Source organism: Thermosporothrix sp. COM3, assembly GCF_059696735.1.
Map to the genome: position 1 here is coordinate 5605678 of NZ_AP019376.1, position 21343 is coordinate 5627020.

The 21343-nt window shown below is 50.5% G+C and carries 16 protein-coding genes, 1 tRNA gene and 1 pseudogene; 10 read left to right on the forward strand and 8 right to left on the reverse strand.

What is annotated here, in order from left to right; genetic code table 11:
• Positions 1-12 precede the first annotated feature (12 nt).
• Both hisC and KTH_RS23765 read right to left on the reverse strand, forming a co-directional pair.
• Complete coding sequence (hisC, locus tag KTH_RS23760) at positions 13-1119, reverse strand: histidinol-phosphate transaminase (protein WP_497621421.1); 1107 nt, start codon at positions 1117-1119, stop codon at positions 13-15.
• A gap of 7 nt (positions 1120-1126) precedes the next feature.
• Positions 1127-2263: a hypothetical protein gene (locus KTH_RS23765; RefSeq protein ID WP_497621423.1), complete on the reverse strand. Its 1137-nt coding sequence runs from the start codon at positions 2261-2263 to the stop codon at positions 1127-1129.
• A 1463-nt stretch (positions 2264-3726) separates the two neighbouring features.
• Here KTH_RS23765 and KTH_RS23770 point away from each other — a divergent pair.
• A complete protein-coding gene (locus KTH_RS23770) occupies positions 3727-5304 on the forward strand; it encodes an alpha,alpha-trehalose-phosphate synthase (UDP-forming) (RefSeq protein ID WP_497621425.1) in 1578 nt (525 codons plus the stop codon).
• Between the two features lie 65 nt (positions 5305-5369).
• Here KTH_RS23770 and otsB read toward each other — a convergent pair whose 3' ends face one another.
• Together otsB and KTH_RS23780 are read right to left on the reverse strand one after the other, a co-directional pair.
• The gene (gene otsB / locus KTH_RS23775) at positions 5370-6185 is read right to left on the reverse strand and encodes a trehalose-phosphatase (RefSeq protein WP_497623275.1); all 816 of its coding nucleotides are present in this window, start codon (positions 6183-6185) and stop codon (positions 5370-5372) included.
• 116 nt (positions 6186-6301) lie between these two features.
• Positions 6302-8464: an amylo-alpha-1,6-glucosidase gene (locus tag KTH_RS23780; protein WP_497621427.1), complete on the reverse strand. Its 2163-nt coding sequence runs from the start codon at positions 8462-8464 to the stop codon at positions 6302-6304.
• A 475-nt stretch (positions 8465-8939) separates the two neighbouring features.
• Between KTH_RS23780 and KTH_RS23785 the strand changes: the two genes are divergently transcribed.
• From KTH_RS23785 to KTH_RS23805, 5 genes and pseudogenes are all read left to right on the forward strand, one after another.
• On the forward strand, positions 8940-9722 hold the full coding sequence (locus KTH_RS23785; protein WP_497621429.1) for a HipA family kinase: 783 nt from the start codon (positions 8940-8942) through the stop codon (positions 9720-9722).
• The gene (locus tag KTH_RS23790) at positions 9700-10113 is read left to right on the forward strand and encodes a DUF3037 domain-containing protein (RefSeq protein ID WP_111324534.1); all 414 of its coding nucleotides are present in this window, start codon (positions 9700-9702) and stop codon (positions 10111-10113) included. Before KTH_RS23785 ends, KTH_RS23790 begins: the two co-directional genes overlap by 23 nt.
• A gap of 122 nt (positions 10114-10235) precedes the next feature.
• Complete coding sequence (locus tag KTH_RS23795; protein WP_111324535.1) at positions 10236-10559, forward strand: DMT family transporter; 324 nt, start codon at positions 10236-10238, stop codon at positions 10557-10559.
• Between the two features lie 120 nt (positions 10560-10679).
• Positions 10680-11237 (forward strand): annotated as a pseudogene (locus KTH_RS23800) (DsbA family oxidoreductase); the annotation flags it as partial.
• Positions 11238-11251: 14 nt separating this feature from the next.
• Positions 11252-11722 (forward strand): peroxiredoxin, encoded by a 471-nt coding sequence (locus KTH_RS23805; protein ID WP_111324537.1) that lies wholly within the window; start codon positions 11252-11254, stop codon positions 11720-11722.
• A gap of 111 nt (positions 11723-11833) precedes the next feature.
• Here the strand turns inward: KTH_RS23805 and KTH_RS23810 are convergent, their stop codons facing one another.
• Complete coding sequence (locus KTH_RS23810) at positions 11834-13174, reverse strand: hypothetical protein (protein WP_497621431.1); 1341 nt, start codon at positions 13172-13174, stop codon at positions 11834-11836.
• A gap of 138 nt (positions 13175-13312) precedes the next feature.
• Entirely contained in the window at positions 13313-13948 is a 636-nt protein-coding gene (locus KTH_RS23815) for an RNA polymerase sigma factor (RefSeq protein WP_111324539.1), read from the reverse strand.
• 335 nt (positions 13949-14283) lie between these two features.
• Here KTH_RS23815 and KTH_RS23820 point away from each other — a divergent pair, with 335 nt between their 5' ends.
• Positions 14284-17853 (forward strand): WD40 domain-containing protein, encoded by a 3570-nt coding sequence (locus tag KTH_RS23820; RefSeq protein WP_346268197.1) that lies wholly within the window; start codon positions 14284-14286, stop codon positions 17851-17853.
• 49 nt (positions 17854-17902) lie between these two features.
• On the opposite strand, the gene KTH_RS23825 is transcribed toward KTH_RS23820, so the two are convergent.
• Positions 17903-18247, reverse strand: a complete 345-nt coding sequence (locus tag KTH_RS23825; protein ID WP_111324541.1) for a winged helix-turn-helix transcriptional regulator — start codon at positions 18245-18247, stop codon at positions 17903-17905.
• Positions 18248-18383: 136 nt separating this feature from the next.
• Between KTH_RS23825 and KTH_RS23830 the strand changes: the two genes are divergently transcribed.
• Complete coding sequence (locus KTH_RS23830; protein ID WP_211326281.1) at positions 18384-18770, forward strand: YybH family protein; 387 nt, start codon at positions 18384-18386, stop codon at positions 18768-18770.
• Here the strand turns inward: KTH_RS23830 and KTH_RS23835 are convergent.
• Entirely contained in the window at positions 18756-19589 is an 834-nt protein-coding gene (locus KTH_RS23835; protein WP_111324542.1) for a putative RNA methyltransferase, read from the reverse strand. The two genes, KTH_RS23830 and KTH_RS23835, sit on opposite strands and share 15 nt — an antisense overlap.
• 181 nt (positions 19590-19770) lie before the next feature.
• Here KTH_RS23835 and KTH_RS23840 point away from each other — a divergent pair, with 181 nt between their 5' ends.
• A complete protein-coding gene (locus KTH_RS23840) occupies positions 19771-21039 on the forward strand; it encodes an NAD(P)/FAD-dependent oxidoreductase (RefSeq protein WP_497621433.1) in 1269 nt (422 codons plus the stop codon).
• A gap of 221 nt (positions 21040-21260) precedes the next feature.
• Positions 21261-21337, forward strand: a tRNA-Pro gene (locus tag KTH_RS23845).
• Positions 21338-21343: the final 6 nt, after the last annotated feature.

Below are 21343 nucleotides of genomic sequence, written 5' to 3' on the forward strand. Positions count from 1 at the left end.
AATGGTATGTGCTCACAGGCCTTGTAGTGCCTGGTTGAGTTTCTCTGTATGCTCCGGTAAACCAACCGTAACCCGGAAGTAGTCTGCCAGATCGGGCTGTGATGAGAAGTAGCGGAGCAGAATGCCGTGCGACTCGACCGCGTTCCGTAGCTGTTTGATCGTAACCTGACTCTGGTCAACGAAGGTCAGAATATAGTTCCCTTGCGAGGGCAGCGGCTTTAAGAAGGGATAGCTGGCAAGAACCTCAAAAAGGTGAGCCCGCTCTTCTACAATGCGCTGCACATTCTGCAGGGTTGCATCGAGGTGTTTCAGCGTTTCGATGGCCGCGATATGCCCGGACATATTGACCTCAAATGGGCATTGCGCGCGGCGCATGTAGGACTGAATCCACTCGGGCACGAGGGCATAGCCAATGCGCAGCCCGGCCAGTCCCGCCCATTTGCTGAACGTGCGGGTGACAACCAGATTCTCATGTTCAGGAACCAGATGCGCGTAGCCACGAGGGAAATCTGAGAACTCCACATAGGCTTCATCGACCATAATGATGCGCCCGGTATCCAGCAGGGCAAAAAGATCCTCCTGACGGATCGGGTTACCCGTTGGATTGTTAGGAGAACAGAGAATGATTAATTTGGTCTGAGGCGTAATCGCTGCTTTAATCGCTTCGACATTCAGCGAGAAGTCAGGGTTACGTGGAACCTCGACAACATGAGCGCCACAGAAGGTTGTAACCGACTTATAGAGCGAGAACGTCGGAGGGCAGCAGATGATGTTGTCACCCGGGCTCAGGAAGAGGTGCCAGAGCAGGTTAATCAGTTCCATGCTCCCATGCTGTACGACGATATGACGCTTCTCTACTCCGGTGTACTGTTCGAGAGCCTGGCGAAGAGCCGCCGAATCTGTGTCTGGATAGAGATTGAACTGCTTATAGTTCGCCAGTGCCGCAAGGACTTCCGGCACCGGTTCATAGGGACTCTCATTACTATTTAGTTTGATAATTTCTTGTATAGGAATATTTGTACGTGTGCTGAACGCTTCTAACGACTCGCCCGGTACATATTCGGCCAGGCGGTCCAGTTCTGGGCGCACGGATACAAGACGAGGGGAATATGTATACATCACTTATTTACTTCTCCGAGTCAGCATCCACAAAAATTTGCGCAGGGCGTCGAATAAATGTGCTGCGAGGACCGGCACTACCAGTAGAGCCATTGAGCGAGCCGCTATTGCTGCTACCGAAACGCCTGGTCAGTGGCTGCACAACCTGCTGAAGTCCAGATGTTCCGGGACCCTCTCCGTTCGACTGTTGAAGGAGTTCCAGACCTTGCCGTAGTGTGAGCATGTCACGCATAAAGCAGGCCACAGCAGAGGCAGCAGAGCCTTTATCTTTCGAGGTTTCATACCGGCGCGATGTGGCTTCACCGGCTGCCTGCGCTGCTTGCGCCATGACATCACCTGTCTTGGCGGCATAAACATCCTGGAAAATATCATCCCAGCTACTCCAGCGTCCGCGCAATGGTTTCCAGCCTAACTGGGTATCGCTTACTGTACGCCATTTTTCTTCCGTGAACTGAATCCAGTCATCCAGGAGCTGGGTCAGGGTTGCCAGTTGCTGGCGTATACGCTCTTCTTCCTCAGATGAATGGCCGTTGGGGAAACCCTGAGCCAACCCATCTGTGCTCTGGGCACTGACGAAGCCGTTGGCCCCCATGCCCATCGGTTGGAAACCTGCCTGATTGTTAAAGTCCTGGAAACCATTTCCGGCAGGAAAGAAACCAGCCCCCCCAAAGCCGCTGAAATCCTGGCCCATCGGCTGACCGCCGGGCAGACCGTAAAGAGGAACCTCTGCGCCCGCGGGTAATTCGCCGAGTACCTGAATTCCATTGGCCCCAAGCATTGGGCCCATAATAGCCGTTCCATCCTGAAGCAAGACTCCCTCGGAAGGAAGCCCACCTATCACGATTTCTTCGTGCCCTATAGCATCCAGTATACGCCATGCCAGACGTGGATGTTTTAATGCCCACCATAATCGCCTGGCCAAAAAGGTTGCCGCAAATGTAAAATTAACGACCAGCCAGACGATTCCTCGTACCGCGAGCCAGTTCACGAGCGCCAGTAGGATGATCAGGTACCAGGGGTCGTGCTGTCCCGCTTCTTGTATAAAGGTCAGTACGGCGGCGACCATCAGGCTTGGATCGCGTAAAGGATTAATAAAGTCCAGTATGCGGCGAAGCCATTTTTTTCCTGTCTTCTCTTCTTCCAATGTGCGCTCCTCTCGGTTCTGCCGCTGGTCCGACAGATAAAATCTTCTCTCTACTTTCGGATGTGTGTTGTGCTTGCAGGGCTGATTCTAACATGTGGCCCTGGATATCTGCAAATTTTATCGGAATAACAGGTAGTTTTGGGGGTGGGTATTCATTGTGTTTCGTCTGATTACCCCCTCCCGGCTTGACAGGCTTGCCGCTTGACAGCTTGTTTCCTTCAACAAAGAAAAACGGATCAGACCATCATTTTTCGGGCTTCTTTGCGGTCGCCCGCTTCACTTTTGCCCTCTTCTATCAGGTTGGCATTTCGCCCGCTTCAATGCGGGGGCTTCTTCTTTCATCCACGTGGCATGCTCGGCTGACCTCTTGCGAGACAGCGAGGAGAGCTAGGTGTCCAGAAGCGTTTTACGATCTGCTGGGATCGTTGGTTCCCGTCTGCCCGACGGTACCATTCTGTTGCTTTGCTTTCAGCAAGGGAGGCCCATGCATTCCCGCCTTAAACGAACGGGACTTTTTGGACCGTGTATCTGATAAAACGAAGAAAGCTTGTGTTGATAAAGATAAACGGTACCATAGTACCGGATGTCTGGTTTGCTGTCGAGTTTCTGCTTGCTGTTGGCGCTTCCTGCTGTATCATATGCAGTTCGCCGGGAACGTCTTCCAGTGCGCGGATGGCGCTCTCTGGACCCTGTCTCTTCCCGCTATCCTTGGGGGAGCAATTGATGAGGAAGCAGGCGAAAAGAGAACGAGCATCTTTTTTTACTACTATTTAACCTTTGTTGTATCCAATAAGTGGTGGGGGTATTGCTCAATGCGTCATACCCCTGTATCACCTGATCGAGGAGTATATATGACTTCCTGGTAGAGAGCAGGAAAAAAGAGAAGAAGCGGTTACAGGAGCAACAGGGCAGAACGGGGAGAGCAGGTGGGTTGAGAAAAGATGGAGAAAGCATATATGCGTTTTTCGATTTGTGTTCACATGCTGGCGAATCTTTCCTTTAAGTATGGTGGAATGCATTGCCAGGGTATGATGCGGCATCAGGGCACGCGGAATGCCGGGATTCAACCAGAAACGACCTTGCTGCGTAATCTTAAATGATGGCCTGCGGTGGTCCCGTGTGTTGTTGAGTCTAAATGTGACCATCGATTCGTATCATAAAGTGATACCTTCCAGTGTGTATTTGTACTGTCGAAATCGTTGCACACTATACGCAATCGATTACTATGGGTATGGAATGCAAGGACTACAGGCAGTTGATGAAATCGAATTCTGGTAATTACACTTCATCATATGGTAACATTACACATGGTGCCTTGCGTAACGCCGTAGTAAGTAAATCGGTGTAAGACTGTAGCAGACCGTTTCAAGAGAATGCTTCTTGCATCAGCTCGCTTCTGTATTGAAGCGTCGTTGGCGGTCATAGAACAAACAACAGTAAGCACCTGTTAGAAAGGAAATGCTATGCCCACGCGGACGACGACGGACGCTCCTCCGCAGTTGATGCATGCTCGTCGCCTTATTATCGCTTCAAATCGTGGTCCCGTCGAGTTCCAACTTAGTCAGGATGGATCGCTCAAGGCGCGTCGCGGTGCTGGTGGGATGGTCACCGCTTTAATCGAAATTGCGAAAAGTATGGATGTAACCTGGGTTGCTGTGACGATGACCGAGGGCGACAGGGTTGCGGTTCGCGAGATGCAGCAACATGGAGGCGTTTTGCCTTCTCCGGTGCGAGGACATCGCATGAAACTTCATTATGTGCCTGTCCAGAAGAACGTGTACCGGAAATATTATGACAAGATCAGCAATGAGGTGCTCTGGTTCTTACAGCACTACATGTATGATCCCTATCAGAGTAACATTCGACAGCTCCAGGACGCCTGGACCAATGGCTATTGTGAGGCCAATCGGGAATTGGCTGAGGCTGTAGTTGAAGAGATCGAGCGTGAGGACTCCCTGCCTGTGGTGATGCTTCAGGATTACCATCTCTATCTGGTCTCTTCGATGATTCGGAAGAAACATCCTTCGATCATTATGCAGCAGTTTATTCATATTCCCTGGCCCGATATTCGCTGCTGGCACTTCTTGCCGAGTAATATTGCGCAGGCCATCTATAGCGGTCTGGTTGGCAATGATATTATCGGTTTCCAGACGGAACGTGATGCACGCAATTTCCTTGAAGGAGCCCGCACCATCCTGGATGGGGCCGTTGTTGACTTTGAAGAAGGGGCTGTCTGGTGGCAGGGACATCGCACTCAGGCTCGCGCTTACCCCATTTCGATCTCTGTGACAGAGGAGCGCCGTGTTGTGAACAGTGCTCCCGGAAAGCGTGCCGCGAAAGAGATACAGCAGTATTTACGCGAGTATAATATTATGCGCGTAGATCGTATCGAACCGACAAAGAATATACTTCGTGGCTTCCAGGCCTATGATCTGCTGCTGGAAGAGCACCCGGAATTGCATGGAAAAGTTGCGTTTCTGGCTTTCCTGGTTCCTTCACGCCAATCTCTCCCCATTTATCGCCGCACTGCATTAGAGGTACAGGCCATTATTGATGAGATCAATCAGAAATATGGCTCAGATGACTGGATGCCAATTCAGGCATTTACGGGGAACGACCGCGCGCGTGCTCTGGCGGCAATGCAGTACTATGATGTCCTTCTGGTGAATCCGATCATTGATGGTATGAACCTGGTAGCAAAAGAAGGCCCTGTAGTGAATCAGCGCGATGGTGTGCTTGTTCTCTCCCGTACTGTTGGGGCATTCCAGCAGTTGGGTAAGGGCTCTATTCCAACCTCCCCGACTGACGTGATTGAGACTGCACAGGCATTGTATAAAGCGTTGATGTTGCCCGAGGAAGAGCGACATGCAAAAGCCACGTTCGTAAGGCAGTCTGTGGAACGGAATAATCTTGATGCCTGGTTGGCCAGGCAGATTCGCGATATTAACGAGTTGCTTGAATATTCAGTAGCCTCGCAGGCGAAAAAAGCTGATACGGTTCAGAGAGATGCTTCCGGTAATATCGTTGCAAATGTCAGCTAAGTCCAATACTGCCTTCGGGGGACGCAAACAATTTGCGTCCTTACCGAAGAGTGGGTAGCCCGAAGCTAGAGGGAACCGTTCAGTTGCTTGAGGTACTCCAGTATCCCCTGTAGTGTTGCAGCCATACCCTCCACACCCTGGACGACAAGATCTGCCTGATTGAGAAGTGCGGGAAGTGTATCGTGATGTTGAACAGCAATAGAGAGACCACTGATCCCCTCCTGTCTCAGCTCAGATACCGCTTCCATTGCGTCCAGATCAGTTCGATCATCTCCTGCAAAGATGACTCCTCGCAGATCCATTTTCTGCGCAAAACTGCGTAACGCCACCCCTTTGTTCACTTTCAAGGGGGAAAGAACCTCAATAATAAATTTGCCGTATCCCAGACGCATATGTGCCTGCTCGACCGGTCCTTCGACAACGTCAAGGATACGCTGGCGAGCATGATCCTTGTCGGGGGCAAGTCGATAGTGAATGGTGCCACCGAGCTGTTTTCGCTCGATGAGAATGCCCGGCTCGTTTGCCAGTTCCCGCTCAGCCAGGTCCATAATGCGGTTACCCGGCTCAATATAGGCTTTCGCTTCTGGCACGATTTCAACAAGATTGGTGGGGGAAGGAAGGCCGTTACACCATTCCAGACCATGAGTTCCAAAATAGGTCAGCCCCTCAACATTGACCATTGCTGCGCCTTCTTTTGCGGCCCGACCGGTCAGAATAGCGATCTTTGCATAGCGTGAGAGCTCACGGAGCCGTGTGTCAATGCCCGGAAACAAACGCGCTTCGGCTGGTGTGGGCGCGATGGGACTGAGTGTTCCGTCTATATCAAACACAAGGCCGAGTGGTTTCTGCTTCAGAACTGATTGTAATGCTGTTGTTGTCATCACGTCACTCTCTGTCTTCATCTTTTTTCGTTTCCTGGGTTCACTATGTCTCATCTCTGATAGCTTGTCAAATAGAAATCAGGGTGAGAAGGAATCTCCTTTCTCACCCTGATTGTCTACTGCAGCTCAATCTCTACTTCATTCTGGGTGCCCGGAAATACCTCCACAGTCGTGCCTTTGCGCTGAAGGTACAGGTGGACCTGCCGTGCCCCCGGATAGAGATCCTTGATTTCAAGCGTATTCAGCCAGGGTGGTAGCACAGGCTGTTCAAGGGTGAGGCGTCCTTGCTCTCCATCGGCTGTCATACCCAGGAGGGAGGTGAGGAGCAGGAAGGGGGCGCCGGTTGCCCATGCCTGAGGGGAACAGGCAACGGGATAACGTGTCGGACCAAATCCCGGACGCTGCGAGAACCCACAGTAAAGCTCTGGCAGGCGCATATGCTCAAAGAACAGGCTTGCCTGATAAAGACTGTAGAGCAGGGTTGCGGCCTCTTCTCGCGCCCCATAGCGGGCGAATCCTGCACCGATCAGAGCCGTATCATGCGGCCAGATGGAGCCATTATGGTAGCTCATCGGATTGTAACGTACAGCGGTGGTTGAGAGCGTCCGAATGCCCCAACCGCTAAACATATCCTCACGCATCAGTCGCGCTATGACTGCCTGCGCCTGCTCTTTGGGGAGGATGCCCGTCCAGAGACACTGGCCCGCGTTGGACGCAACGACCGCGCAGGGCTCTTTCTCCTTGTCCAATGCAAGATAGAGTGTTTGTTCCTCCTCCCACCAGAAGCGCTGTAAGAAGTGTTCCTGAAGCTTCTGCGCTTGCTGTTCCCAGTAGGTTGCCTCTTGCTGTTTGCCCAGGCGGCTTCCCAGGTATCCCATCGCACGATAGGCGGCGAACGTGTAGGCCTGCACTTCGCAAAGGGCAATCGGGGAGACTGCCAGGCTCCCGTTCTGATGAGAAATAGCGTCCCAGGCATCTTTCCAGCCCTGATTGGCCAGCCCTGTCTCACGCGCACGATGGTATTCAACAAAGCCATCTCCATCTTTGTCGCCATAGTCTCGCAGCCAGCAAGCCGCCTTTTCAGCGTTGGGCCAGAGCCGCTCAAGCAGGTCGGTGTCGTTGGTCCAACGGATGTAGCCTTCAAGCGTGATCAGAAAGAGTGGTGTGACATCAACGCTTCCATAGTAGGGAATATAGGGAATCTCTCGACAGTTCGCCATTTCGCCGGTGCGCATTTCGTGAAGCATTTTCCCGGGCTCTTCGTCGGTGAAATCATCGAATTTGGTGCCCTGATGCGCGGCCAGAAACTGTAGCGTGCCTTTCACGACCTCTGGATACCAGGGGAGAAATTGCAGGCAGGTGATCAGCCCGTCGCGCCCGAATGGGCAGGAGAACCAGGGAATGCCCGCATAGGGATAGAAGCCATGTGGCGTAATGGTGCTGAGCATCTGCAAGTCATGCATACCACGCAAGAGAAGACGATTAAAGAGAAGATCATCAGTACGTACTGTTGGCTGAGCAAGGGTATGCGTCGCAGGGAGAGCAACAGACTTGATGGAATGCTTTTTGACTTCCTCATGCATTGTGGCGCGAAGCTGAAGCTCGACTGGCTGCCCACGCTGTAAGAGAAGTTGCCAGTGGATCACCTGCTCTGCTATATGGGGAGTAGCCGGCGTACAGTGGAGCTGTACTTCGCGCTGGATGTGATCCCGTCCCAGATAGGGAAGGTGCAAGGTGGAGTCCTGAATAAAGGCCGGTTGTAAAGTCCCTTTTTCCGGGCGCACGCTTCCACGCACTTCAAAGATATCGCTGAAATCTGTATCAACTTTGAAGCTGATGGTGACAGGAAGCGGCTGCGGGCTGAAACTGGTGATCGTGATAGTTTGTATGAGTTGTTCTGGCTGCAACGTAAGCAGACGACTGATATGGATTTCGCCCTGTTCGATGGGGGTATTATTTATGGTCAGGGTCGCGTTTGTGGAGTCAATCTGACAGGCGTCTCCTTCGTTGGCAATATGGTGGGAAAGCATGATAGGCTGGCGGCCTTCCAGGTAGAGCTGACAGGTGCGCAGAAAACGGGTCCCATGCCAGTATAATCCCATCTCCGGGTATGAGGCGAGGAGATCACCGTGCACATCTGCTACCAGAAAAGCATCGCCGCTCTTCAGCGTGATCTGTGATTGTCCTGAAACGACGGTATCGTTTCGACCGTCCTCAAGCGTTACTGGCTGGCTGGATAGGGCTTGATGCTGGTGTTCAGATGAGTGAAGAAGTGTCATGTCGTTCGTCATAGTGCTTCTTTCTACCTCGATAAGTGACAATAAAGCGATACACTCTGTCTCTCAACTGTCAGCATGGTGTGCTGATAGCTCTAGGCTCTCTGAAAGACAAATGCGACTCTCCTGTGAGCTAGAGGGGAGTCGCGCGCTCTCAATTCCATAAAAGGGCTTTTTTGGATCTGGATTGCGGATATGATACCATTTTTACGCTTATAGTGTTGAAACAGAGGAAAAGTAGCACAGATGGTATAGGACCTATGGGCTGCTTTTGAAGGGGCCGCATGGCTCTATATCTGGCTTCCTGCGCCTCGATCTTTTGTAGAAAAGAGCGAAAAGGGCACAGTGGTGGGAGACAGGCGAAGAAAAGCGGAATAGTGGAGAGGATCAGGGAACCCTCTGCTGTTGTGTTCGCCTCCTCTTTCGAGTATGATTGAAAAAGCCGAAATCGTTTCTTCAAAGCTACTGGAAAAGATAAATGCTACGAACTTTAACTGCAACACGGTATGTGACTCCTTTGCGTGAGGGAGGATCAGTGCCGGCTATTGTTGAAGCAGATGACGATGGGATGTATGTCTTAAAATTTCGGGGGGCCGCTCAGGGCGCGAAAACGCTGGTTGCCGAGGTGCTGGCCGGAGAGATCGGGCGGGCGTTAGGCTTACCCATCCCTGAAATTGTGTTACTTGAACTTGATCCGATTCTGGGGCGCTCTGAACCGCATTACGAGATTCAGGAGCTCATCAAGAAGAGCGCCGGGTTGAACGCCGGGCTGGATTTCTTGCCGGGCTCGTTGCCGTTTGATGCCAATGATCGCACAAAGGTAGACGCACAGCTTGCCTCGGCTATTGTCTGGTTTGATGCCTATGTTACTAATGTTGATAGAACACCGCGCAATACCAATATGTTGTTATGGCATAGACGCCCTTTCTTGATCGATCATGGTGCTGCGCTCTACTTCCATCATAGCGGTTCGGCGTATCAGGCATTCAGCCGTTCCCCGTTCCGCCCGATTAAAGATCATGTGCTTTTGCCGCTCGCAAGCCAATTGCAAGAGGCTGATGCAAGAATGAAAGCGCGCCTCTCACGGGAGGTCCTTGAGGCGATCGCGCAGATGATTCCGACTGCATGGCTTGAGGGTGATAGCCAGTATCCCGATCCTGAGATGCATCGGGAAGCGTATGTATCGTACCTGCTGGAACGGCTTGAACACTCGGAAATCTTTGTTCAGGAGGGGCTGAATGCCAGAGCACAACTCGTATGATTATGCTTTAATCCGTGTCGTGCCCTCGGTGGAGCGAGGTGAACGTATCAATGTGGGCGTGATTGTATTCAGCCGCACCTTGCGCTTTCTCGGTGTTTTGGTCCATCTGGATCGCCAGCGCTTGCTGGCGTTAGCTCCTCATATTGATGTTGAGGGCGTACAGGAACATCTGGATACAATGGCGCGCATTGGAGCAGGCGATCCTGCTGGAGGGCCTATTGCTGCGCTCTCCCAGTCTGAGCGCTTTCACTGGCTGGTTTCGCCGCGCAGCACCATTATTCAGCCCTCCGCGGTGCATTGTGGCCTATGTACTGATCCCGAGGCTACCTTGCATCACTTGTTCGATACTATGGTGAGGACGGACCTTCCATCCCTTTCTCGCCAGGGATAAAAAAACTTTCTCCGAGAAAAGCCAGAAACAAGCTGGCTTTTTTCCTTCCCTTGACAATGTACCGTCCAGACGGTATAGTAATTGGGAAGGTATGAGAAAGAGGAATGGAGGGTATAATCCTTATGGCCTGGATACTCCTTGTTATTGCTGGTTTTGCTGAAGTTGCAATGGCTTACTTTTTGAAATTGAGCGAGGGTTTTACCCGGCTCTGGCCCAGTATCGGGATGGTTGCATTTGCCGTTTTGAGCTTCTATCTGCTATCGCAGGCGGTCAAATCATTGCCGGTAGGGGTGGCCTACGCGGTGTGGACTGGTATTGGCGCAGCGGGCTCTGTCCTGATAGGTATTCTGTTTCTGGGTGAGTCGCGTGACCTGCTTAAGCTGCTCTCTATTGTCTTGATCGTTGCAGGCGTGATCGGCCTACAGATAACGGGAGGTGGCCACTGATCCAGCTTTCTCTGCATCAATGTGCTAGAATAGTGTAAGCTACTTATCGAAAGGAAGAGAAGCATGACTTTACCAGTGCACATTGATGTCTGGTCCGATTTTGTGTGACCATTTTGTTTTCTCGTAGCCTCCAGTTTGGAGAAGCTCAAACAAGAATGTAACGTGACAGTGCAGTGGCACTCATTTTTATTACATCCTCCTGGCTCGCCTCCCATCTCTCCCGAGAAGAGAGCCCAGATCGAAAGTATGCAGGGACGCCTCAAGCAGATGGCTCGTGAACAGTATGGGATCGAGATCAATGCCGGTCCCTTTGGCACAAACAGCCTGCCTGCCCTGGTTGGAGCGAAATATGCTGAAGCGCAGGGCAAAGGCGATGCATATCATCGAGCTGTGATGAATGCCTACTGGCGGCATGCCCAACCTATCGGGGAGAAGCAGGTACTGAGAGAGCTTGCAATCAGTGTGGGTCTGGATGGCGATGCCTTCCTCGGCGCGCTGGAAGAAGAGACAGACTACACTGCGGCTGTCTGGGCTGATCATCAACAGGCTGAAGAATATGGTTTGCAGGCTGTACCCGCGCTGATCTTTGCTGGAAAGTATCTGGTTTCGGGTGCTCAGCCCTATGAGGTACTCAAGCAGGTTGTCGAGCGTGTCCGTGAGGAAATGGCTGCGAACTAAAGGAGCAGAGAAGTATGGGCTCGAAGATTCAGGTAGGTGATAAAGCACCTGATTTCGCACTTCCTGCAACGACAGGAGAAATGGTACGACTCTCCGATTTTTTGGGGAAGACATATGTTGTTGTATACTTCTATCCGAAAGATGATACCCCCGGCTGTACGAAAGAGGCGTGTGCGTTTCGTGACAGCTATGAGGTGTTCAAGCAGGCAGGAGCCGAGGTCATCGGGATCAGCTCGGATTCGGTTGAAGAGCATCAACGCTTTCGTGAGCGCTACAAGCTTCCCTTTTTGTTGTTGAGCGATAAAGGGGGAGAGGTGCGCAAGCGCTATAATGTGCCCAAAACCTTTGGCTTAATTCCCGGGCGTGTTACTTATGTGATTGATAAGCAGGGGATCATACGCCACATTTTTAACTCGCAGTTTGATGCTGAAATGCATCGAGAAGAGGCATTGAAAACGATCAAGGAACTCAGTGCACTTCCCTAAAAAACATATCCAACAACGAAGGACTATGAACGAGTTCAATAAGAGCTCCTGTTCATAGTCCTCTGCTGGTGGATAAAGCATAAGAAAAGGAAGATAAGTCCTGCGAAATGGTTACAGTACTGGCTGAAAATGCGCATGCAGCACATTCTCGAAGTGCTCCTTAACTTCACCATGTTGAATCGCTTCCCGTACGCGGGTAACTGCGTTCCATAGTTGTTCCTGTAAACTTTTCTCCTCTTGTGCTTCTTCGTGTTCCTCTGTCCGCTGTTTGTATCCATTCGCGACCAGAAGCAGGGCTGCATTAGCAACAATGAAATCCTGTTTGGCGCCTTCCTCCTTGCCAGCAAAGATGTTCTGAAGGACATCACGTGTCGTCTCAAGGTCTTTTTCCGAGATATCTTCTATGCGGGAGCGTTTGAGCCCAAGCGCTTCGGGACCGCATTCCAGAATGAGAACATCATGTTCGCGGACCTGGATGACCAGGTTGTTTGCACCCGGCTCACTGGATGCGGTAGAAAACTCATCGATGCCGTCATAGCTGAAAACAATGATTCCCTGACTGTTCAAATGGAGATAGAGAGAAAGCACATACGGGAGCATATAAGGGCTACATACGCCAGTACTATGATGTCTGGGTTTCAATACCTGTGCGTTTGGCGAGACAATCTTAAAGATATCCATTGGAATAGGTGTTGTTCTGATTGTCTTTTGCCAGGAAAGCTTTTTTGCCTCTTGTCGATCCTTAAGTATCTTGCTTGCCTGTTCCCAGAGTCTTTTACGGGCCTGCCGTAAGTTTGGAGAGTAGGGGAAACCCAGAGCAGAGAGCGGAATAAAGGCGAAGCGAGATTGTGCTAGCTCGCGGTTGATATCTGCTGTATGAACGGGTAGCTGTGTATAACCAAGCGTTGTCATTGCCTCGGTGCTTCCATGCCAGGAGGTGACATTTGAGGTGCCTGTTTTGCAGATAGGAATAAATGTTGAAGCGACAATAGCTGCTGCTGTGCTGGCATGCAGTGTTTTACAGAAGTCACCACCACTCCCAAAAACGTGGTCGTGTGGTTCGATCTCTTCCACCTGCAAGGAGTATTTTTCTCTGGCATAGTTCCAGACGCGCCCCCGTAAGTGATCGACAAGCATGTTGATCTGTTGAAAGCCGATACTGTTGCCGGGTTCCAGCGCGTACAGGGTTTCCAGTAGTTCTTCTGGTGATCTATCAGGATCGCTACAGGAATCGAAGAGCTTCTTTAATTGTTCTGTGTCTGGGGGTTGAATGCTCTTTTCTGCCTGCAAGAACCATTCAAAGGTTTCGTGTAAGGGCCCAAGCCGGGAATGAAGCTTCTGGAAAGCCTCTTCTCTGAGAGCAGCTTCTTTGGAAAAAAGCTCCCGTAGTACGCCTTTCTCTATTTTAACGTGAGACTCTACATCTTTGTAGTTTTTCTCTTCTTGTAACATGGGAGTGCTCCCTCTCTTTATGACGTACAAGTCAAATAATTGTTTTTATTATATACTATAGTATCCCTGACTTCAACTTAATAATGTCTATTGTTTTATTGAATTGTTTTCTGATGAAAACAATTTTCAATATCGGTATCAGCTCCCTGCCAATGCAGGAACAAGACGCAGCTTTTTCCTGGCTATTGTGACCGATGCACGAATTTTTTGTAGCTCGCGTGGATTAGCTGGCCAATGTATTGCATCCAGGTTGATGTTATGCTTGTTGCATGCCTCTCTCAATGGGATCGGGTTGTCAATACGCGTTTTTAATGAGCAGAGCATTGCTTTCCGTTGAATAGGAGGGAGCTTTTGAATGGCGTCAATCAAAGCTTCCAGGAATTGTTGCAAGTTTTCTTCCTGTTCAACAATTTCTCCCGGGTCAGGCTCAATGCTGTTATAGTGACCGATCAGGTTTCCTTGATAGATTTCTCCATTGTCGTCTGTATGCAGTCTGTAAACGGGTTTTCGTTTACGCTGATGCGAAATGGTTTCGTGACGGGCCGCGATCCTGATATACGCGCGGGGATTCTCAATGGTTTGCCGCTGAAGGGTCTGCCATAACTTAATGAGCAGCTCCTGCATGATATCGTCGATAAGCCATTTCAAGATTTCCGGTGAGCAGCCCCGAAAGTAGATCTGAACATTCAGGCTGACTTGCTCACGGATATAGACAAGATGTGCTTCAAGAAAGCGATTATATGTATTGAGGCTTACGGGGCTGGCTCCTGACATTGTTGTTCTCCTTTTATTTTTGAGAAGAAAAACTGAAGCGTCTTCTAGTATAGAAAAAAATATCTTTTTACCCCGGTAGTACCCACTTTTCTTTGTTTCTTTGTTTCTTTCGATTACAAAACAATAATAACATAAAAGAACGGTAAATTGCAATATTTTTCTGTATAGTTTTTATATTGAGAAAACTATTTTGTTTTATAAAACTATTGTATTTTACCCGGGAAAACTATTTTGTTTTTCTCAAGTTTGTTTTATACTTTGAAGTGGGAGGAATAAGCACCATGGGTAGAAAAGAGAAAAAGGTTTCGACAGAACAGAATGCCATTGGGGCTAGAATGCGGCTAGCGCGTCAAGAAAAAAACATCTCGCTCTCAAAAATGGCACAGTTGATTCGCTATACAAAAGGGCGTCTTTCCTCCGTTGAGAACGGGCATGGTCAACCCTCACTGGAGCTGATCAGAGCATATGAAGAGGCTCTTGGGATGCGTTCAGGCACGCTATCACGTGATGAACGTTCCCCGGATAATATGCGGAAGGAACAGAGCGTAAAAAGCGATCAGTTCGAACCGCTGGTAGTGCAGGCAAAAAAAGAGGCAAATGCTCCTGAGGTCGGCAATAAGCCTGCACGTTCATTCGTCGAGTATGCTGATGAAGCGCCACGCCTGCATACTTTCTATGGGCGTGAGAGCGAACTGATAGAACTTCGTAAGTGGTTGGTACATGATCGCTGCCGAGTTGTCACGCTTCTGGGTATCGGGGGCATCGGCAAGACAGTACTGGCTACTCGCCTCAAAGAGGAGGTAAAGAGCCAGTTTGCGTTTGTATATTGGCGGACATTACAAAATGCTCTGCCTCCTGACGAATACCTGAATGATTGTATCCGCTTTTTAGCTGGAGAAGAACGCGTTGAGCTGCCAAAGGGCTTCTCGGAGCGGATCAGGCTTCTCGGCAAATATTTACAAAATCATCGCTGCTTGCTGGTGCTGGATAATATAGAAACGATTCTCAAGAGTGGCCTTCAACTTGGCGCAACGAGCCTTGAGCAGGGGCATGGTTCTTATCAGGCTGGATATGAAGGCTATGGTGAGCTATTCCATTTTGTTGGCTCGAATAGTTCGTTGCAAAGTTGTGTTTTGCTAACAAGCCGTGAATTACCTGTGGAGGTTGAAGCCTTAGAGGGAAATGAGGTACGGGTCTGGCACCTCTCCGGTATTGGTCTAGAGGAAGGCCGCTTGATTTTGCAGGAACGGAACCTGATCGGAACCGAGGAGGAGTTCAATGAGCTTGTCCAGATGTATTCCGGTAATCCGCTTGCTCTCAAACTGGCTGCTGGACCAATTAGCGAGCTGTTTGGAGGGGAGATTGCGGAGTTTCTTGCTGAGCGCGGAGCTGTAATCGGTGATATTTATGATCTGATAGATGGACAGTTCCATCGCTTATCTGCCCAGGAGCGCGAGCTGATCTACTGGTTTGCACTTGCCTGTGAGCCTGTATCCTTGAAAGACATTTCCCGCGATATCGTACGCCCTGTACCTAAACGCTTGTTATTAAGCGCTCTGGATTCTCTGCGGCATCGCTCAATGATCGAGAGCAGCAGTGGAGCTCGTTTCACACTTCAGCCGGTGATTATGGAGTATGTCACTGATGTTCTGGTTTCGAAAGTCTGCCAGGAAATTGAGAACGGGGAATTTGAAATTCTGGCAAGTCATGCTCTGATAAAAGCGCAGGCAAAAGATCATATCCGAAATAACCAGGTTCGTCTTTTCCTTGAACCGGTGATCAAGCTATTGTTGACTTCTTTTGGCAAGATTGAGTGTGAACGGAAGCTCCGGAACATGCTTGCATATTTGCGGGAGAAGCGCCCGCAAACGCCGGAGTATGCAGCAGGGAATATACTCAATCTCTTAATCCAATTGAAAGTTGATCTAACCGGATATGACTTTTCTAATCTGTGTGTTCGGAATGCATACCTCCGTGATTCATATCTGCAAAAGGTCGATTTCTCTTATGCCCAGTTAGAGAACTGTGTGTTTACAGATACGTTTGGTAGTATTCTCTCTATTGCTCTAGGGGCCGATGAAACCTTAACGGTGGCTGGTACCGCAAATGGAGAAGTGAGACTCTGGCACACGCACTCTGGTGCCCCATTAGGGGTGTGTCATGGGCATGAGGACTGGGTGCGTTCAGTCGATATCAGTCCAGATGGAACGGTTGCGCTGAGCGGAAGCGACGACCAGGCGCTTCGTTTATGGGATACTCGTACCACGCAGTGCTTACGTATCTTGCATGGACACGAGAACCGAATTCGCAGCGTTGTGTTTCTTCCGGATGGGAAGCAAGCGTTGAGTGCTGGCGATGATATGACAATCAGGCTCTGGAACGTATACACCGGTGATTGCCTCAAAACGCTTCGTGGACACACAAGCCGTGTCTGGTGCGTTACAAGAAGTACTGATGGCCGGCTTGCTGCTTCTGCTTCGAGCGACTATACAGTACGGCTCTGGGACATTGAGAGCGGCGAGTGTATCCATGTCTTTCAGGGACATAAGGGACGTGTCAACTCGGTTGCCTTCAGCCCGGATGGACGCTTGCTTGCCAGTGGCGGTGAAGACCAGGTTGTGCGCATCTGGGACATCGAGAGCGGCGAAATGCTCCGTGTATTTACCGGGCATACCGGGCGCATCTGGCCGGTAAAGTTCTCACCTGATGGGCGTATGGTCGCCAGTGGCAGTGATGATCGCTCTATCCGTATCTGGAGCATTGAGAGTGGTGAGTGCGTTCATACACTGCATGGTCACCTGAATCGTGTCTGGTCAATTGTGTATAGCGCTTCTGGCAATTCATTGGTCAGCGGCAGTGACGATCAAACCATCCGAATGTGGAATACCGGTGATGGGCTATGCTTTAAAACATTACAGGGTCACAGTAGTCGTATTCGAGCGGTTAGTTTTAGTTCAGACGGCACCAAACTGATCAGTGGCAGCGATGACCGCTCCGTTCGCATCTGGGATGTAGAGACTGGCCGGAACCTGAGAACCTTGCAGGGGCATAGCACCTGGATTTACACCGTTGCGTATAGTCCTAAAGGAAACTTGCTTGCCAGCGGTAGTGATGACCAGACTATTCGTATCTGGGACCCCAGAACCGGTTACTGTATTCGCACGCTGGCCGGGCATACGAACTGGGTGCGCTCGGTTGCCTTTAATCAAGATGGCTCCTTGCTGGTTAGTGGAAGCGATGACCAGACTATGCGGCTCTGGCAGGTGGAGACTGGCCTGTGTCTGGGGATTGTCCAGCAGGGATTAAGCCGTATCTGGTCTGTTGCGTTTGCACCAGGCAGTGATCTGGTTGCAGCCGGTGGTGAAGATACGGTAGTGCGTGTCTGGAAATTGGATATCCCTGACTATCATTGTCTCTTTGAGATGCATGGTCATACCAAGCGAGTACGTTCAGTCTCTTTTAGCCCGGATGGAACCTTGCTGGCAAGCTGTAGTGATGATAGGACTATCCGGATCTGGTCTGTGGCGACAGGTGAGTGTATACGGGTATTGCGAGGCCATACCCTCTGGATCTGGTCTGTTGCCTTCAGCCCTGATAGCCGCTACATTGCCAGCGGAGGCGATGACAACAGTGTTCGGCTCTGGGATTGGAAGGAGAACCAACAGATCTGGGCAAGCTTTGAGCATGCTCGCCGAATCTATTCGATTTCATACAGCCCGTTTGGTGACATGATTGCCAGCGGTAGTTATGATGGCACAATTAAACTCTGGGATGTGAAAACAGGCAATTGCTTGCGGTCGCTACAAAGTGAGCGTCCCTATGAGAACATGATTATCAAGGGCATAACAGGTCTATCGTCCGCTCAAAAAGCAATGCTGCGCACGCTAGGAGCCGTTGAAGAATAACCTTTTCTGTAATCTGGTGTGTGGTTGCGCCATCTGATCGGTCTCCGCTTCAGGTGGCGCTTTTTTGTTTGTCCTGTTGCTGGATATAATGCTCTCCCCAGGTCAGAAGTCCTGTCAGAACGGGTTCCAGTGTTTTGCCGAACTCTGTAAGCGAGTATTCTACTTTGGGGGGCACTTCCGCGAATACTGTGCGCTGGATGATGCCATCTTGTTCCAGTTCTCGCAATTGGGTTGTCAGAACGTGCCGCGAAATCCCGGGTATGCTGCGCTGTAACACTCCGAAACGCCGGGTCCCTTGAAACAGCAAGCGGAGAATCTGCGGTTTCCATTTTCCGCTAATGACGTTTAGTGTCGCATCAACCGGACACCCATAAAGACTGTGCTCATAGGGCATGTTACTATCTCTCCTCACTACCAGCCAGTCAGTTTGAGCTGACTATGGCAGCATTTTCTGCGTACTTGTGCCTTCACGCATTATCGCACATACTTTCAATCTGAAATTGGGAAATCGTCAGAGAAAGGAAGTTGCTATGTCAGATCCTTTTATTGTCACCTCACCAGAACAGATGAATAGCACTTTTGCGCGGGCTTTCAATTCTGGCAAGATCGAGAATCTGCTTTCGCTTTATGAAGCAAATGCCTGCCTTGTTTCACCCGAAGGCGTTCCTCATGTTGGCCTGGCCGCGATTCGAGACGATCTGTGCCGCTTGCTACAGTTGCCCGGTCGTATGGTGTCAATCAATCGATACGCCTTTGTCACTGAAGATATTGCCTTGCTACAGGCAGAATTCCAGATCCTTGAGAATGAGACAATACTTGTGCGAGGCGTAACTGCTGAGATTGTCAGACGTCAACCTGATGGACGCTGGTTATATGTCATAGATCATCCTGCTGGTGGTCTATTAGCGTTTCCGTAAGATGAGACAGAGAAAGTCAGCAGTCGTTTCTTGAGAGCCTGATTGCCGGATGGCGCGATACTGCTCTTCGTTGAGATGATGATAATTTGGTGTCATCATGAGCAATTGAAGCAGGCTCTCATGGGGTAGACTCAGGCGGTAGGTCACTTCCTGAGTTGCCTCAAGTTGGAAGTATGGAGCGCATTGCTCAAGAATGTGCTGGCGCTTCTGCTCTTCAATGGAGAGGAGATGCAATGCGTCGCGCAACTCTTGAAGATGGTATTCGCCTGGAATGACGATTGCGAGCAAGCCCCCGGGAACCAGCACGCGAGCAAACTCCGGGATATTACGGGGCGCGAAGATGTTGAGCAGGATATTGATAGCATTATCCGCAAGTACCAGATGCTCCTTGACGTTGGCAACAAAAAAGAACGTCTCGCGGTATTGGCGAGCGGCCAGACGAATGGCCTCTTTTGAGATATCAAAGCCCAGACCGAGGGTTGTTGTATGAAGCGCAGCTTGCAGGTGTGCCAGATAATAGCCAGTGCCGCAGCCTGCATCCAGCATTGTCAGCGGGCGTTGTTCCTGCTCTGAGATGGATTCAAGTTGCTGGTGAAGCGCCTTGACAAGCGGAGCGTAGTATCCTTCTTCCAGAAAGGCACGACGCGCCTGAAGCATCTCTTTGCTATCACCCATACCGGCCTTTTTCCGCAGCAAATTAACATAACCTTCTCGTGCAATGTCGAAGCTATGCCCATGTACACAGCGCAAGCTCTTCTCATGATGTGTCAGTTCGGTGACGCAAATCGGGCATCTAAGCAGATGGAGCACTGCATCCATTATATATCCCCTGTTTCTTTCTTCATTTCATTTGCCAGTATATGGCCTTTGGGGCGATGTGTAAATTCAGGTCAGGGTGATCACTCTGCTTTAGTACCTGCTTGTCCTATTCCCATACAAAGTATGCTAGAATAGAGAGTCAGGAAAACAAGCAATGATAGTGAAAAAAGGGTTCTGAAGCATGGAATATGCTGTACTTGGTGGTGGTGCATTAGGGTTGATGACCGCGTATCGCTTGTTGCAAGCGGGACATTCGGTAATGCTTTTTGAGCAGGAGCCACTGGCTGGTGGGCTGGCCTCTGGCTTTCAAGTCGGTGATACCTGGCTGGAAAAGTTCTATCACCATATTTTTCGTTCGGACAAAACGATTATTAAAATTATTGAGGAGATAGGACTTCGCGAGCGACTGGAATGGCTCCGTCCCCGCACTGTCAGCCTGATACAGGGAAAGCTGCATCAGCTAGATTCGCCACTGACCTTGCTTCGTTTCAAGCCGTTGCGCTTTGATGAGCGGCTTCGTATGGGCGTTGTTGCCGCTTTCTTAAAAGTGGCTCGACCCGAATGGTTGGAAGGCCAGACGGCTGATCCCTGGCTGCGGCGCTGGATGGGAAAACGGGCATATGAGGCGGTCTTTCAGCCGCTTTTTCAGGGAAAATTTGGCAAGCTGTATGATCAGATTGCCCTGCCCTGGTTCTGGGCGCGTTTTCATGATCGCACAACAGAGCTCGGCTATCTGCGGGGTGGCTTTCAGCTTCTCTATGATCGGCTGGCTGAACTGATTGTGGCTTCCGGGGGGAAGCTCTTATTACAGACGCGGGTTGAGCAGGTTGAACAGCAGGATGGGCGCTGGCAGGTCAGGACGAGCCAGGGGGGATGGACCTTTGATGGTGTTATTTCGACGCTCCCCACACGCCTGACGTTTCGGCTGATCCCCACTTTACCGGAGGCATATCGCAAGCGCTATGATTGGGGGCTTGCCTACGGGGCGCATTGCCTGATCCTGGCGCTGGATCGACGCCTGACGGATGATAGCTACTGGATTAATATCTGCGATCCCGGCTACCCCTTTATGGCCCTGGTTGAACATACAAACTATCGTTCTCCGGCAGAGTATGGCGGTCGGCATCTGATCTATCTGGGCAATTATCGCGCGATGGATGACCCTCTCTTTACGATGAAGAAAGAGGAGGTGCTGGCTGCGTTTCTACCTCATCTGCAACGGCTGGTTCCTGCGTTTCAGCCTGAGTGGGTCACGGAAAGCTGGATGTTCCAGGCCCCATATGCGCAACCAATTGTGACCACGGATTATCGCGAGCATATTCCTCCACTGGAAACGCCACTTGCGGGCCTCTGGATGGCGAATATGTTTCAGGTGTATCCGCATGATCGAGGACAGAACTATTCATTTGAACTTGCTGAAAAGCTGGTAAAACGTATCTTGCAACAATAGCAAGCGGAAAGGGTGCGAGGGAACACCTCTTCTGACGTCAGCAGCGAGATTTATGAGAATTTTTCCCGGATTGCCTGTATACCTATTGTCAAGCAGTATGGGAGTATGCTATACTAGCGATGAGCAATGGAGAAGCAAATAAAAGCTTGATTGTGATAGAGTGTTTGTGGATCTATTGCGCGGATAAGTGCAGTGCGTTGTGTCATTGCATGGAGTCAATCCGGGGTGTGGCGCAGTCGGCTAGCGCGCAGCGTTCGGGACGCTGAGGTCGGAGGTTCAAGTCCTCTCACCCCGACCAGGATAG